Source organism: Kurthia sp. YJT4 (assembly GCF_030219945.1).
GTDB lineage: Bacteria > Bacillota > Bacilli > Bacillales_A > Planococcaceae > Kurthia > Kurthia gibsonii.
The window spans coordinates 2318356-2332438 of record NZ_CP126689.1; the positions used below are offsets into that span (position 1 = coordinate 2318356).

The 14083-nt window shown below is 37.8% G+C and carries 17 protein-coding genes; 6 read left to right on the top strand and 11 right to left on the bottom strand.

What is annotated here, in order from left to right:
- Positions 1-2: 2 nt before the first annotated feature.
- Both QN089_RS11525 and QN089_RS11530 read right to left on the bottom strand, forming a co-directional pair.
- Positions 3-1175 carry an acetyl-CoA C-acetyltransferase gene (locus QN089_RS11525; RefSeq protein WP_068451398.1) on the bottom strand — a complete coding sequence of 391 codons (1173 nt, stop codon included), beginning with the start codon at positions 1173-1175 and terminating at the stop codon, positions 3-5.
- A 17-nt stretch (positions 1176-1192) separates the two neighbouring features.
- On the bottom strand, positions 1193-3583 hold the full coding sequence (locus tag QN089_RS11530) for a 3-hydroxyacyl-CoA dehydrogenase/enoyl-CoA hydratase family protein (protein ID WP_068451396.1): 2391 nt from the start codon (positions 3581-3583) through the stop codon (positions 1193-1195).
- 250 nt (positions 3584-3833) lie between these two features.
- Here QN089_RS11530 and QN089_RS11535 point away from each other — a divergent pair, with 250 nt between their 5' ends.
- From QN089_RS11535 to QN089_RS11555, 5 genes are all read left to right on the top strand, one after another.
- Positions 3834-4151: a thioredoxin family protein gene (locus QN089_RS11535; protein WP_068451393.1), complete on the top strand. Its 318-nt coding sequence runs from the start codon at positions 3834-3836 to the stop codon at positions 4149-4151.
- Positions 4152-4325: 174 nt separating this feature from the next.
- The gene (locus QN089_RS11540; RefSeq protein ID WP_068451390.1) at positions 4326-4808 is read left to right on the top strand and encodes an STAS domain-containing protein; all 483 of its coding nucleotides are present in this window, start codon (positions 4326-4328) and stop codon (positions 4806-4808) included.
- Entirely contained in the window at positions 4798-5301 is a 504-nt protein-coding gene (locus QN089_RS11545; RefSeq protein WP_068451387.1) for a C39 family peptidase, read from the top strand. Before QN089_RS11540 ends, QN089_RS11545 begins: the two co-directional genes overlap by 11 nt.
- 62 nt (positions 5302-5363) lie before the next feature.
- The gene (locus QN089_RS11550; protein ID WP_068451384.1) at positions 5364-5765 is read left to right on the top strand and encodes a PH domain-containing protein; all 402 of its coding nucleotides are present in this window, start codon (positions 5364-5366) and stop codon (positions 5763-5765) included.
- An 89-nt stretch (positions 5766-5854) separates the two neighbouring features.
- The gene (locus QN089_RS11555) at positions 5855-6184 is read left to right on the top strand and encodes a PH domain-containing protein (protein WP_068451381.1); all 330 of its coding nucleotides are present in this window, start codon (positions 5855-5857) and stop codon (positions 6182-6184) included.
- 61 nt (positions 6185-6245) lie between these two features.
- Here the strand turns inward: QN089_RS11555 and QN089_RS11560 are convergent, their stop codons facing one another.
- From QN089_RS11560 to QN089_RS11595, 8 genes are all read right to left on the bottom strand, one after another.
- Positions 6246-6476, bottom strand: a complete 231-nt coding sequence (locus QN089_RS11560; protein ID WP_068451378.1) for a hypothetical protein — start codon at positions 6474-6476, stop codon at positions 6246-6248.
- Positions 6477-6491: 15 nt separating this feature from the next.
- Positions 6492-7370 carry a 5'-3' exonuclease gene (locus tag QN089_RS11565; protein ID WP_068451375.1) on the bottom strand — a complete coding sequence of 293 codons (879 nt, stop codon included), beginning with the start codon at positions 7368-7370 and terminating at the stop codon, positions 6492-6494.
- 76 nt (positions 7371-7446) lie between these two features.
- A complete protein-coding gene (locus tag QN089_RS11570; protein ID WP_087680018.1) occupies positions 7447-7899 on the bottom strand; it encodes an OsmC family protein in 453 nt (150 codons plus the stop codon).
- A gap of 12 nt (positions 7900-7911) precedes the next feature.
- Entirely contained in the window at positions 7912-8409 is a 498-nt protein-coding gene (locus tag QN089_RS11575) for a hypothetical protein (RefSeq protein ID WP_231726977.1), read from the bottom strand.
- Positions 8410-8628: 219 nt separating this feature from the next.
- On the bottom strand, positions 8629-9096 hold the full coding sequence (locus tag QN089_RS11580) for a DinB family protein (protein WP_068451369.1): 468 nt from the start codon (positions 9094-9096) through the stop codon (positions 8629-8631).
- Between the two features lie 71 nt (positions 9097-9167).
- A complete protein-coding gene (locus QN089_RS11585) occupies positions 9168-9878 on the bottom strand; it encodes an exonuclease domain-containing protein (protein ID WP_068451367.1) in 711 nt (236 codons plus the stop codon).
- Positions 9878-10705: a DUF294 nucleotidyltransferase-like domain-containing protein gene (locus tag QN089_RS11590; RefSeq protein WP_068451364.1), complete on the bottom strand. Its 828-nt coding sequence runs from the start codon at positions 10703-10705 to the stop codon at positions 9878-9880. The genes QN089_RS11585 and QN089_RS11590 overlap by 1 nt, the downstream gene beginning before the upstream one ends.
- Positions 10683-11975 (bottom strand): ammonium transporter, encoded by a 1293-nt coding sequence (locus QN089_RS11595; protein ID WP_087680017.1) that lies wholly within the window; start codon positions 11973-11975, stop codon positions 10683-10685. The genes QN089_RS11590 and QN089_RS11595 overlap by 23 nt, the downstream gene beginning before the upstream one ends.
- 329 nt (positions 11976-12304) lie before the next feature.
- Between QN089_RS11595 and QN089_RS11600 the strand changes: the two genes are divergently transcribed.
- Positions 12305-12646, top strand: coding sequence for a DUF3817 domain-containing protein (locus tag QN089_RS11600; RefSeq protein ID WP_231726976.1), 342 nt, complete (start codon positions 12305-12307; stop codon positions 12644-12646).
- Positions 12647-12695: 49 nt separating this feature from the next.
- On the opposite strand, the gene QN089_RS11605 is transcribed toward QN089_RS11600, so the two are convergent.
- Positions 12696-14081 carry an NAD-dependent succinate-semialdehyde dehydrogenase gene (locus QN089_RS11605; protein WP_121176960.1) on the bottom strand — a complete coding sequence of 462 codons (1386 nt, stop codon included), beginning with the start codon at positions 14079-14081 and terminating at the stop codon, positions 12696-12698.
- Positions 14082-14083 lie beyond the last annotated feature (2 nt).

Consider the following 14083-nt stretch of genomic DNA (forward strand, 5'->3'; position numbering starts at 1 on the left):
TGTTAGATCATTTCAAATACGCCTGCTGCACCCATACCGCCACCGATACACATTGTCACAACACCATATTTTTTCCCTTGTCTTTTTAGTTCATGTAATAGTTTTAATGTTAAAATCGCTCCTGTTGCGCCAAGTGGATGTCCAAGCGCAATTGCACCACCATTAACATTCACTTTTTCAAGATCAATTCCTAGCTCTTTTACTACTTGAATCGACTGTGAAGCAAACGCCTCATTTATCTCCCACAAATCAATATCTTCAATCGTTAAGCCTGCAATTTTTAAAGCTTTTGGTACCGCAACTACAGGACCAATTCCCATAATTTCAGGTGGTACACCGCCAACAGCAAACCCTAAAAACTTCGCCATTGGTTGTAACCCTTGCGCCTCTGCTTCCTCGCGGTCCATCACGAGTACAGCTGCTGCTCCGTCCGATGTTTGAGAAGCATTCCCTGCTGTAACACTCCCTTTCACATGAAAGGCTGGACGCAATTTTTGTAACGTTTCAACACTCGTTCCTTGTCTAACGCCTTCATCCATTTTGAAAGTGAATGTCTTTTCTTGTAGTTTATTTTGCTCATCTACAAAACGTTCCGTTACTTCTACTGGTACGATTTCATCATTAAATTTGCCTTCAGCAATTGCCTGTGCCGCTCTTTCGTGTGAACGTACAGCAAACGCATCTTGTTCTTCTCGCGTCACACCATACTTACTTGCAACAGCTTCTGCTGTATGCCCCATTCCGATATAATACTCAGGCGCTTCCTCTGCTAATTTCGCATTTGGTCGAATAACATTCCCCATCATTGGCACCATACTCATCGATTCAATTCCACCAGCTACAATGGCTTTTGCATGTCCGAGCATAATTTTTTCAGCTGCATATGCAATCGCTTGTAAACCTGATGAACAGAAGCGGTTCACTGTAATAGCTGAAGTTGTATCAGGCAATCCTGCCAACGCACCGATATTACGTGCTACATTTAGCCCTTGTTCTGCTTCTGGCATGGCACAACCGATAATTAAATCTTCCACTTCACCTGTATAATTTGCTCGTTTTAGAGCTTCTTTCACAACAAGTCCACCTAAATCATCTGGTCTTACTTGCTTTAACGAGCCTTTTTTTGCTTTTCCAATTGGTGTTCTAGCACCTGCTACGATGACTGCTTCACGCATAATTCAGATCCCCCCTCTTAGTTTCTTAGTGGCTTACCTTTGATTAACATATGCTGCATACGCGCCTGTGTTTTTGGCTGTGCAACAAGTGATAAAAAGGCTTCGCGCTCTAAGTCTAATAAATATTCTTCATCTACAAGAGAACCATATGGTACGAGTCCGCCTGCTAATACATGTGCAATTTTTTTCGCAATTTCTAAATCATATGGCGAGATATAACCTGATTTCAACATGGCATCTGCTCCTAGTAATAAGGCTGCATACCCTGGCGCACCCGATACAGGCACTTTTTCTCGCACTGGCGCTTGATAACCAGCTTGAACTAAACCAAGTACGGCTTGTTTGGCATCATATAATTGATGATCTGGATTCACACTGACAGCGTCTGCTTGATTTAAGAAACCTAAGTCACGTGCTTCTTCACCTGAAGTAGAGGTTTTCGCTGTTGCAATTTTTTCGAATACCGATGCTGCCACTTGTACATAGTCAACTGCTACATCTTTCGGTAAACCTTTTAAGTGCTTCATGTATAATTCTTTATTACCGCCACCGCCTGGTAGCAAGCCCACACCTGCTTCAACAAGCCCCATATACGTTTCTGTTGTCGCTTGAATATGTGCTGCTGGTAAACATACTTCTGTTCCACCACCGAGCGTCATGCCGAATGGTGCTGCAACAACAGGCTTTTTACTATATTTCATACGAAGTGTACCTTGTTGGAATTGGCGCACGATATAATCTAATTCGAATAGAGCATCGTCTTCTGCTTCCATTAAAATCATGGCAAGGTTCGCACCAACTGAGAAGTTTTTACCTTGATTCCCAATCACAAGTCCTTTGTAATCGTCTGATGTATCTAATAAATCAAGTGCATGTGTTAGCATTTGCATAATGTCTAATCCGAGTGCATTTGATTTCGAGTGGAATTCTAGTAGTAATACACCATCTCCAAAATCGATTACGCTTGCACCAGCATTCGACTTTAATACACCATGCTGTTTTTTATATGTTTTTAAATTGATTTCTTTTTCATTCTTTGGAACAGCTACATACGTTTCACCATTATAGTAGTGTAGTACATGATCAATCTCTTTATAGAAAGTTTGATGTCCTTCTGCTAATAGTTGTTGAACGAAAGTCGGAATTTTTTGTCCTTGTTCTTCCAATCTTTGAACTGCGCGTTCAACACCGATTGCATCCCACATCTCAAATGGTCCTTGCGACCAACCGAACCCCCAGCGCATTGCTTCATCAATCGCTACGATATCATCTGCAATTTCACCATGTTTTTCAGCTGCATATACAAGTGTTGGACTAATAATCTTCCATAATAATTCACCCGCACGATCCTCTGCATAAATTAAATGTTTTAAACGATTCGATAAGCCTTTTAGTTGTTTACTTTGTTCAATTGAAGGAGCTTGCAATTTAGTTGTTGGTACATATTCAAATGTTTCAATGTTCAACTCTAAAATCTCTTTTCCTTGTTTTACAAAGTATCCTTTACCTGATTTCGCTCCTAAGTGACCTGCATCGACCATCTTCTGCATATGTGCCGGTACTTCAAATACACGCTGTTCTTCACCGTCTGTTTTGTGATACACCGTATTCGCTACATGGATAAATGTATCCAGACCTACAACATCTAATGTACGAAGTGTCGCTGATTTTGGTCGTCCAATTAGTGGTCCTGTTACGGAATCCACTTCACCAACTGAATAACCGTCTTCTAGCATGACTTGTAATGTTTTTAGCAGCCCATATGTGCCAATACGATTTGCGATAAAGTTCGGTGTATCTTTTGCAATAACAACACCTTTTCCTAATACATCTTCTCCGAATGTTTTCATAAATTGAACAATCGACTCATCTGTATAAGAGGATGGTACGACTTCAAGTAATTTTAGGTAGCGAGGTGGATTGAAGAAATGTGTTCCTAAAAAATGCTTTTTGAAATCATCTGAACGTCCATCTGCCATGGTATCAATACTAATTCCCGATGTATTTGAACTAACAATCGTTCCTTCTTTTCGAACAGCATCGATTTTTGTATAGAGTGCTTTTTTAATCTCTAAATTTTCAGTTACAACTTCGATAATCCAATCAACTTCGCCTAAGCGATGAGCATCATCTTCTAAATTCCCCGTTGTAATTCTCTGTAGACTTCTCTTGGTTGTAAGTGGTGCAGGTTTTTGCTTTTGTAACTTCTGAATTGCCGTATTAGCAAATTTATTTCGAAACGCTGGATGTTCAACAGTGAACCCCTTCGCCTGATCTTCTTCTGTTAATGTCGGTGGTACGATATCGAATAAGTAGGTATCAATCCCACAATTCGCTAAGTGTGCTGCAATTCCTGAACCCATGACGCCCGAACCAAGAACAGCTGCTTTTTGAATACGTCTTACCATGAACAACTCGCCCCTTCCACATTGAATGAATAACCATTCATTTTTTGATTAAAAAAAATAGCCATTGGCTTATAAACCCATTCTATGCCAATCTAAAAATGATTGCAACGAAAAAATACGATTTTTCTAATAAAAGTATATTTTTTCTTTATTATACACATTTTCTGTCCTTTATTCCGTACTCGGTACAACATACTATGCGTTTTCTCTAAAAAATTGTAGAATAATAATACATAGGAGGGATTTCATAATGAAACCAATTACAACTGTTGAACAATTCAACGAACTTATTTCGACTGACAAAAAAGTGCTTGTTAAATTTTACGCAGGCTGGTGCCCAGACTGTACACGTATGAACATGTTCATCGATCCAATCATCGAAAAGTACACACAATTTGACTGGTATGAATTAAATCGTGATGAACTACCTGAATTAGCTGAAAAATATGATGTAATGGGTATTCCTAGTTTACTAATCTTCCAAAATGGTGAAAAACTAGCACACTTACACAGTGCAAATGCTAAATCACCTGAACAAGTAACTGAATACTTAGATGCAAATATCTAATGAGTGATGAAGTTAATCACTCCAAACTAGCGTGAATTTTCATCATGCTAGTTTTTTTCTTTCTGAACAATCCATTTTTCTACTTAAAAACTTTTATTTGTCATATTACTATATTTACCCAACTACTACTTTTCGGCTATACTTAAGAAAATCAGTTAGAGGATGTGATGATGGGTGGCACAGAATTTAGAAGATCAAATTACTTTACTACGTCATGAAATAGCGCAGTACAAATCGATTATTAAAGAAATGTCTGTTCCATTAATCGAATCCAGCTTAAACAATACATTGCTCATGCCTTTAAGTGGTCATTTATTTCAAGAGCGCATTACACAAATTGAAGCAAAGTTATTCAACTACTTACAAGAACATCGCCATGTAAAAACCGTCATTATGGACTTCACAGGAATTTCGCACAAAAATACGATTATGATGTCGACCGATGAATTATCGGATGCTTTACGTAATCTACACACGACTTTAACTGTTGTAGGAATTCGCGTTGTTTATACAGGATTTCAACCTGAAGTGATTTTCAATTTTGTTAAATCTGGTTTTAATGAGCAGTTGGAGACTTATCCAACATATCGCCTAGCTCTTGAACATCTTTATAAAGAACTACATTTTTTTACAGAGAATTTAAAAAATGAAGATTAATTTTGATTGTCCCGTCTATTCACAATATGATTCAAATGTTAAAAAATCTTATCGTTCTTCCGCTTGTGGTCCTACTGCAGTTGCTTCGATTCTACATTTTTATAAAGATGATGCTCTGTCTATTAATCAACTTTACAAAGCACTACATTGTACAAAGATTGGATTACCTGCTGCTTTTATTCATTGGTTTTTACCGAGGGCTGTGCAGGGCAACTATTCAGTTCGAACATTACGGCTCTTTGAAGCTATACATTGGATTCAACAAAAACAGCCAGTAGCTGTTAAATTCGACCGCTATTTTACTTGGAAATTAAATCGCCCTTCTTATTTTAAATATCATTGGACGGTTATGACGGGATTCTATTGGAAACGAGATGGTCTTTATTTAATCGTTGAAGATTTAGGTACACCGAATCGAGCTAGTCGAACACATGAAATTCCTTATGCACCAAATGCACATGCACTCACATTTATAGGAATTCGGCCAAAATAGTGTTTTATTTTACTTTCTTCGTGGTATAAATTTTAAAATTGAATGTAGGAAGGTGCACCTTTATGGACATATATGCACAGGAAGCGCTCTATAAAACGTTATTACCACACGAAAAGATTGAATATTCTTTAAATGGTCTTCATGCAGATGAGAAAATGAATCGTTTGTTTAAATGTTCGACTTTAGTAGCTGCTACAACCGAACATATTTACTTGTGCATGACAGATGATGAAAGCTATCAGATTCGCAGTATTTCATACGAACAGATTGAAGCTATTTATCAGCGAAATCGAGTGTTAAGCGGTCGTGAAATTATTATTTTAACCAAAAATAAAAGATACTCCATTTCACATATCGAAGAAGCGAATTTACATCATTTTATGCAATTTGTTCAATCAGCTTGGAAGAAGAAATCAGCATACCGTCTATTTCAAGAACAAGAATCTGAAGAAACAGGGGCTTAAATGTCCCTTTTCTTTTAACATATGAGGTTTACATAGACGGTATAAAAGGTATACGGATATATAATATAAAAATAAGCGAGGTGCTTCATATGGAAAATACAACATCAATCTCTACACACTTACATGCTTTTTTAAATAAAAATGAACGTGTTCAAGTGCAATTAGTTGGGAATTTCGCTTATGTCCACGCGGAGACAAAAGGGACTTTATTTGCAACAAACGAACGCATCTGTTTTTATGCGCACGATGATTCAGCATTTTTAACATTTGATTATTATGAAATTGATGCAGTCATCTTACATCCCGACGAAGTGATTTTTTATAACCAAGGTGAACGTCATATTTTATCAGATATCGAACAAGGCAATGTAGAAGAATTTAATCAATTCGTCATTGACCGCATGCAAATTAAATCATAAAAAAACCGTTCGACTACCTCTTCTATTTTTTGTAGAATCCGTAGTCAACGGTTTTTTTATTTTATAGAAATACGCCTATTGCTGTAAAAACAAAAATAATAACTGCCGCTAAGATCAAAATCCATACCGTCGTCAAATCTTTTCGCTCTTTATACTCTCGATATGCAAGCATAAGAAACACGATACACATAAAGACATTGACTAAAGGTAAATATTGAAATTGCTTTGTCAGTAGCATGAAAACACCTAGTGCTGCACTACATACACATAGAATCATGACCGAAATTCTCATGTTGCTCACTCCTATCTAACGCATTAATGATGTTATATGTCTTACTACCAAACTATACTCCTCTGCCATTAAGCGCTCAAATTTCTCTTCATTCCAAGTTGGTAAAGCTAATTCATCGACTGTTGTTTCAATCATCAAATCTGTTTTTATACGTGCTAATTGTAGCGATAGTTTCAACATTTCTTCATCTGCTTCAATTTTTTTTCGTTGTCCTGGTGTTAATTCGTCAATCGAAGCTAAAACTCCTTCTACTGTTCCATACTTTTGAATGAGTTGAAGAGCTGTTTTTGGTCCAATCCCTTTTACACCTGGATATCCATCACCCGAATCACCCATAAATGCTTTTACATCTGCAAAACGTTCTGGTGCAATCGCATACTCTTCTTCAAAACGTTCAATTGTGTAAGGATTATATTCTGAATAACCTTTTTTTGTTAAAGCAATCGTTGTATTTGGGTTTAATAGTTGCAATAAATCTTTATCACCGCTAATAACTGTAATCTTCGCATCAGACTTCCATTTTTCAACGAGCGATCCAATCGTATCGTCTGCTTCCATTCCTACTTGACCAAAACTTTTCCAACCAATTAAATCTGAAATTTGGCGCGCCAAATCAAATTGTGGTTTCATCTCCTCAGGTGGTTCCGGACGATGTGCTTTATAGCCTTCAAATAAGTCGTTACGAAATGTTTGCGACCCCATATCCCAGCAAATTGCGAGGTGGGTCGGATTCATAATCGATTGCGCACTTAGCACATGTCTCGCAAATCCTTGAACACCATTCGTTGGTGTACCATCTTTTTTTCTAAAAAATTGATTCATTGGTGCTGTCGCATGGTATGAGCGGAATAGTAATGCCATACCATCCACAAGCATAATATGTGGTTGTGTCATGTAATATCTCCTCTATTCTTTCTTCTAGTATAACAAAAAAAGTGCTCAAAGAAGATTTCTTTGAACACGCTCTTCGCTATTCATTCGCAAATTGAATCGTTACATTTAGCGCTAATTCGACATTTCCACGAATCGCCTTTGAAATCATACACGTTTTTTCGGCTTTTTCAGCTAATCGTTGTACCATTCGCTGCGTGCGCTCATCTGTATTTTTTTCTAACAAAATAGTTGGATGATGTGTGATTTTTTCATATGTGAAAACACCATTTGTCACATCGACAATTCCTTCTGATGATAGCGTTAAATCAACAGGAATAATTTTCGCGCGTTCCAACATCGCTGCATAGGAAATCAAATAACATGTAGCTGCAGCACCTAACAACATCTCATCTGGATTCGTGCCCACTCCAGGTCCATCCATCTCTTTTGGTATCGAAATTTTCGTTTGGAGCTGACCCGAAGAAATTGTTCCCACTTCATTTCTACCACCAGGCCACTGCGCTTCCAATATAAAGCGATGCGCTGTCATCTAATTCTCCCCTTACTTAGAAAAAGAATAGTATTGTTGATTATCTGGGTCAAACGCATAACGGTATACACGATCACCTTTTTCAACAGCAACTAAATACACTTCTTTTCCTTCATATGTTTTAATCACATTTGCATAATCTCGGTCTTTAATCACTTTACCACCTTCAGTTCGTACAATAAGAGCTTGTGCTTCTTCCACTTTTGTTTGTGGCATTTTTGAATGAAAAAAGAATGGCGCTGCTAATAATAACGCGTAGGCTGCAGCAAATAACATATATTTTTTTCGGAATTGATTCCCATCAATTAACACAAAATACACAACAAAAAAAGCGATATTCCCTACTATAATATAATCAATTAAATCATCTAAACCATTCACATAATTATAAGGTTTTCCCATGAAGTAGAAATAAATAATTTCGATTAACGATAAAATAATAACACCTAGTAGTAGACGTGTACGCTTATTCATTTTTTTGCGATCTTGTCTTCTCTGTTCTGCATCCATGTAAATCCTCCTTTATCATTGCTTCTATTATACATCATTTGATTTATTCAATATGACCGCATATGAGGACGGTTCACCCATCCAAATGGTTCCATTTAAGTAATACGAATGATTCGTTTAAATTGTTTCATTTATGTATACCTTTTTACCGCGCCCTCTAAATACATAACAAAATAAAAAAAGAAGCTACATCACATCGATGCAACTTCTATTTTTTAATTAAGCTTGCTCAATTGTTGGTCCCATAATTGGTGGAACAGGTAGTTCAGCTTGACGAATTAACACCGTCATCTGTCCACGGTGATGCGTTTGGTGGTCAATCATACTACGAAGCACTTGTCCAACAGGCATATTTTTTCCGAAAGCTTCTACTCTGCGCTCTAAATCGTGATCAGATAGTTTTGTTGCTTCTTCTTCTACTTTCGCTGCTTTTTTCTTATAAGCTTCTTCTAGTTCTTTTACCGTTGTTGGTTTTTCACCTTCTGGAATAGACGGTACATCAAGCCCTGCTAATCCACCGAAGAAACTCGGTGCATCTACTAAATGACTACTTAACCACCCTAATGTATTATGCCCTTCAACAATTGCTTGATCGAGTTTATCATCTTCTAATGCCTCAATCGCTTTTAAAGTTCCTGCTGCTGAATAGTTCCAATCTCGAATAAAATCATCTACTTTACGATACATACTCGCATCTCTCCTTTAGTTATAGTTCCCTTTTATCGTATACACCATAACCAAAAAACACAAATTTTAACCTACCTTTGAATATATTGACTATAGAGTTGTTCTAATGTATTGATGTCATATTCCTGTAATTGTTCGACTAAAGCAAGCCAGAGCTGCGCTGTTAACTGTGCATCTCCTAAAGCATGATGACGATTTTTAATCGGCACTTGATAATGTGTACATGCTTCATCTAATGTTATAACAGAAGACGTTACATCACATACTTGCAGTGCGATATGCGTATCAATAATGCGATGTTGGAATTTCTTTTGAAAACATTTTAAATAATACGTTTCTAAAAAATCACGTTCATGTTGGGCATGATGAGCAATCAAAGGTCGGTGTCCGATAAATCGCATAAATTGTTCCAATACATCCCTTAACGGAAATGCATTTGCAATCTCTTTATTTGTGATTCCCGTCAGTTCTTCTACCTCTTTTGAAATCCACCCTTGAATTTTCGTCAGCGCATAAAATTGCTCCGTTGTTACCTTATTTCCCCTTACTTTAATGGCACCAATCGATAAGATTTCATCTCCTCTTAATGCCTCAAAACCTGTTGTCTCGATATCCAATATGACAAATTCATTTTGATGAAAAGGTTGGTCAAAATCACGTGCTAATCGAACCGTTTTCTCTAGTCTTCGTAAATAAGCCATTTGCTCTTTCGAAGCGACTTCATTCGTTAGTCCCGTATGTCCACGCCCAACGAGCTGACGAAATAAGGTTGAAAAATTCATTATGAACACCCGATTCCAATTTTTTCTCTCACATCATTGTGTAATTTACGAACCGATTTCACAAGTTCTTTTATAGCTTTTCGATTGGATGGCTGAATTTCGACGAAAGAAGGCTCTGTCATTCGAATTTCCATAATGGCATCATATAGTTTACAATCTTGTTGCATGCCCGCCATCTTTTGTAATCTTCTACTATTGATGTAAGGTACATATACTGCATTTTTAAAATCGAAATATTTCGATTTTTCTAAAATCAATTTCCCTAATGGTGTCATACTTTTTTTCACCCACGTCGTTGTACAAATATATTTTTCAAGTTGTTCATGACTTTGAGGTTCCGTCCAGTTTTTCACCATCTGTTCATATGATTTATCCCCATAGACAATGCGTAAATCATAAAGCATTTGCAAATGACGAGTCGCTGTTATGTCATCACTGCAATACCATTCCATGAGTTGTTTTTGCCATTCATTTAGCGAACGACACCATGCACGTTCACTCGCCATAACACCGCCATCACAGTAAGAAAAGCCAATTTGGTGTAGACCATCTGCAATCTCTTGTCCTAATTGTTGAAAATAGCGCTCATGTCCATCCTCTCTATACATAATGCCGTGGTCTTGATCACTTGTTGGAACTAATTCTCTGCGTCCACCACTACCGATTACAAACCATGCGAAGTGACAAGGTGGCTCAGGGTATTTTTTTAGTGCAATTCGAATGACTTGAATCATCGCCCGATCATATAGACCATTTAAAGAACGAATGCCGAGCTCATCTTGCTGAACATCTTCTAACCATTCTTTAATTTCTGTGTAGCTTCTCATCGACTTCACTCCACACTTCTTGTTCACGACGCTTCATATGTTCTGGATAACCAAAACTACCATGTTCACTTAAATCAAGTCCCATAATTTCTTCCTCTTGTGTCACACGTAAAGTTCCCATGATTTTTTTCATGATATACAAGATGATATATGACCCGAAGAATGCAAAAGCACCACATGTCACAACACCTAATGTTTGAACCCATAATTGTTCGAAACCACCACCATAGAATAAACCCGCTTTGCCGACTACAGCTAATTCAGGTGTTGCAAAGAATCCAGTTGATAGCGTTCCCCAAATCCCTGGTACACCATGCACAGATAATGCAAAAATCGGATCATCAATACGTCGCGCTTCCAAGAAACGAGCGCTATAGAAACAAACGATTCCAGCGATAAAACCGATGATGACAGATGCATATACGTCAACGAACGCACAAGCAGCTGTAATAGCGACTAACCCAGCTAATGCTCCGTTTAAAATAGACGGAATATCCGGTTTGCCAAGTACTACCCATGAAATTAAAGTTGCAGCAACAGCACCTGCTGCGGCAGCTAAGTTCGTATTTACAGCTACAAATCCGAAGAAAGCTTCATCTACTGATACAGTTGAACCTGCATTAAAACCAAACCAACCTACCCATAAAATCAAAACAGCAAGTGCTGTATAAACTTGGTTATGACCAGTAATACGATTAGCTGAGCCATCTTTATTAAATTTACCAATACGTGGTTTTAAGAGCATTGTTGCAGCAAGTGCCGCCATCGCTCCAGTTAAATGGACGACTGTTGAACCAGCGAAATCTTGTTCACCGCGTTCTGCTAACCAGCCACCACCCCAAATCCAATGTGCGATGACAGGATAGATAAGTGCGCTAAATAGAATAGTGAAGATGACATATACAGAGAACTTTGCTCTTTCTGCAAAACCACCGAGTGCGACGGTTACAGAAATCCCTGCAAAAGCAAGTTGGAATAAAAAGAAGACGGTTGTAGAAAGGCTCGCATCTTTAATTTGCTCACCTGAAAAGAAGAAGTCGGTCATACCGACGAAGAAGTTTGCATTACTACCGAATATAAAAGCGTAACCTACTGCCCAAAATACGAGTGAAGCGAGACCAAATGTAAAGACTGTCTTACTCGCAACATGTCCTGCATTTTTCATGCGAGTTGACCCTGCTTCTAATAAGATAAAACCACCAATCATAAATACGACTAAAATTGCACCTAACATTGTCCACAAACTGTTCATTAAAAAAGAAACATCCATTGCATAACCTCCCAAATTTTATTCATGTTAGTTTTCCTCACATGAAAGTTTTATATTTCATATTTTACAGAAAAAAATGATGTAGTCAAATGTTTTTTCTGAATATTCTTTTTAATATGTCAGTTTTCCTCACATAAAAAATCTTCAAAAGCTTTATTTATTCTACATTTCTTATCTTTTTTATATTTATTAAATTTTTTTCTGGAAACGCTTCCTAATTTCTTTTTAAAACAATGTTTTTTCGCTAAATTGGTATTTTTAACCTTTTTCTGTTCATATTCTATTCATATTCACCCGACATACTAGAAGAAAAGTGGAGGTGTTCATGTTTGGAAAGAAAAGAGATTAAATTTTTACGTACAATGGGCATTTGGGATGGTATTTCATTATTAGTCTTACTCGGTATTGCGATGCCGTTAAAATATTTTGCAGATCTGCCAATCGCAGTTCGTATTACAGGTAGTGTGCATGGCGCAATCTTTATTACATATGCAATTGCAATTCTTATCGTGCAATTGCGTGTAAAATGGGCATTTTTCTACAGTGTTATTGCAGGTGCAGTAGCCTTTATTCCTTTTGGTAACTTTGTATTTGATAAGCACATCAAAAGGTATAGTGATTCATTACAAGCAAAAGAGAAAAAAGCAGTTCAAAACACAGAAGTTGTTTAAAATGAAAAGAGGTCAGGGAAAAATTCCCTTGACCTCTTTGTTATGTGGTTTATAAGCCTATTGAGATATATTTTGTTTCTAAATACGGCTCAATTCCTTCGACGCCACCTTCACGTCCAATACCTGATTCCTTCATACCACCGAATGGAATATGCGCACCAGACGGCGCACCATCATTCCAACCGACAATACCATATTGTAAGTTTTCACTGAAGTATAGTCCTGTTTTATAGCTTTCTGTGAAGAAGTATGTCGCTAAACCATATGGCGTATCATTCGCAATTTGAATCGCTTCATCAAATGACTCAAAAGTAGTAATCGGAATGACTGGCCCAAATGTTTCTTCATGCATAATTTGAGAAGATAGATCCACATTTGTTAGGACAGTTGGCTCTACGAAATAGTAACCTTTTTCATCATCAAAATCATATTGATTACCGCAAAGAACTTCCGCACCTTTTGAAGTGGCTTCTTCAATTTGTTGTTTGATTTTATCGAAGCCTTTTTTATTAATGATTGGACCTAGATCCACATCGGCCTCTAAACCATTACCCATCTTCAACTTACGAACGCGTTCTACCAACTTCTCTGTAAACGCTTCTACAACATTCTCATGTACGATGAGACGATTCGGTGAGACACATGTCTGACCTGCATTACGGAACTTTGCCATAACCGTTTGCTGTACAGCTAAATCTAAATTTGCATCTTCTGCTACAATAATTGGCGCATGACCACCTAATTCCATTGTTGCATGCTTCACTGTATCCGCACATTTTTGCATGAGTAGTTTGCCAATTGGTGTCGAACCTGTAAATGTAATTTTACGAATCGCTGGATGTGACGTAAATACGTCGCCTACCATTGGCGCATCACCTAATACGTATTGTACAGCATCTTCTGGAATCCCTGCTTTATGCGCTAATTCGATTAAACGAATCGTTGTCAGCGGTGTTTCCTCTGCTGGTTTCACAATGAATGTACAACCTGCTGCGAGTGCTGGTGCTGCTTTACGCGTCATCATCGCTGCTGGGAAGTTCCATGGCGTAATCGCTGCTACGACACCAATCGGTTCTTTCGTTACAACAATACGTTTGTTTTGTACATGCGCCGGAACCGTACGTCCATATACACGTTTCGCTTCTTCCGCATACCAATCAATATAACTCACTGCGTAGTCTACTTCACCTAGCGCTTCTGCTAATGGTTTTCCATTCTCTAATGTGATGAGTTCACCTAGTTCTTGGCGATTTGTGCGAATCATCGCTGCCCATTTCATTAAAAGAGCTGAACGTTCATGCGCACTTAACTTCTTCCATGACGTGTAAGCTTCTTTAGCACGATCTACTTTTTCAACTACTTCTGCTTCTTCACTTCGTGTTAGCGTATGAATAATTTCACCCGTTGCAGGGTTCGTTACTTGAATTGTTGTCATCG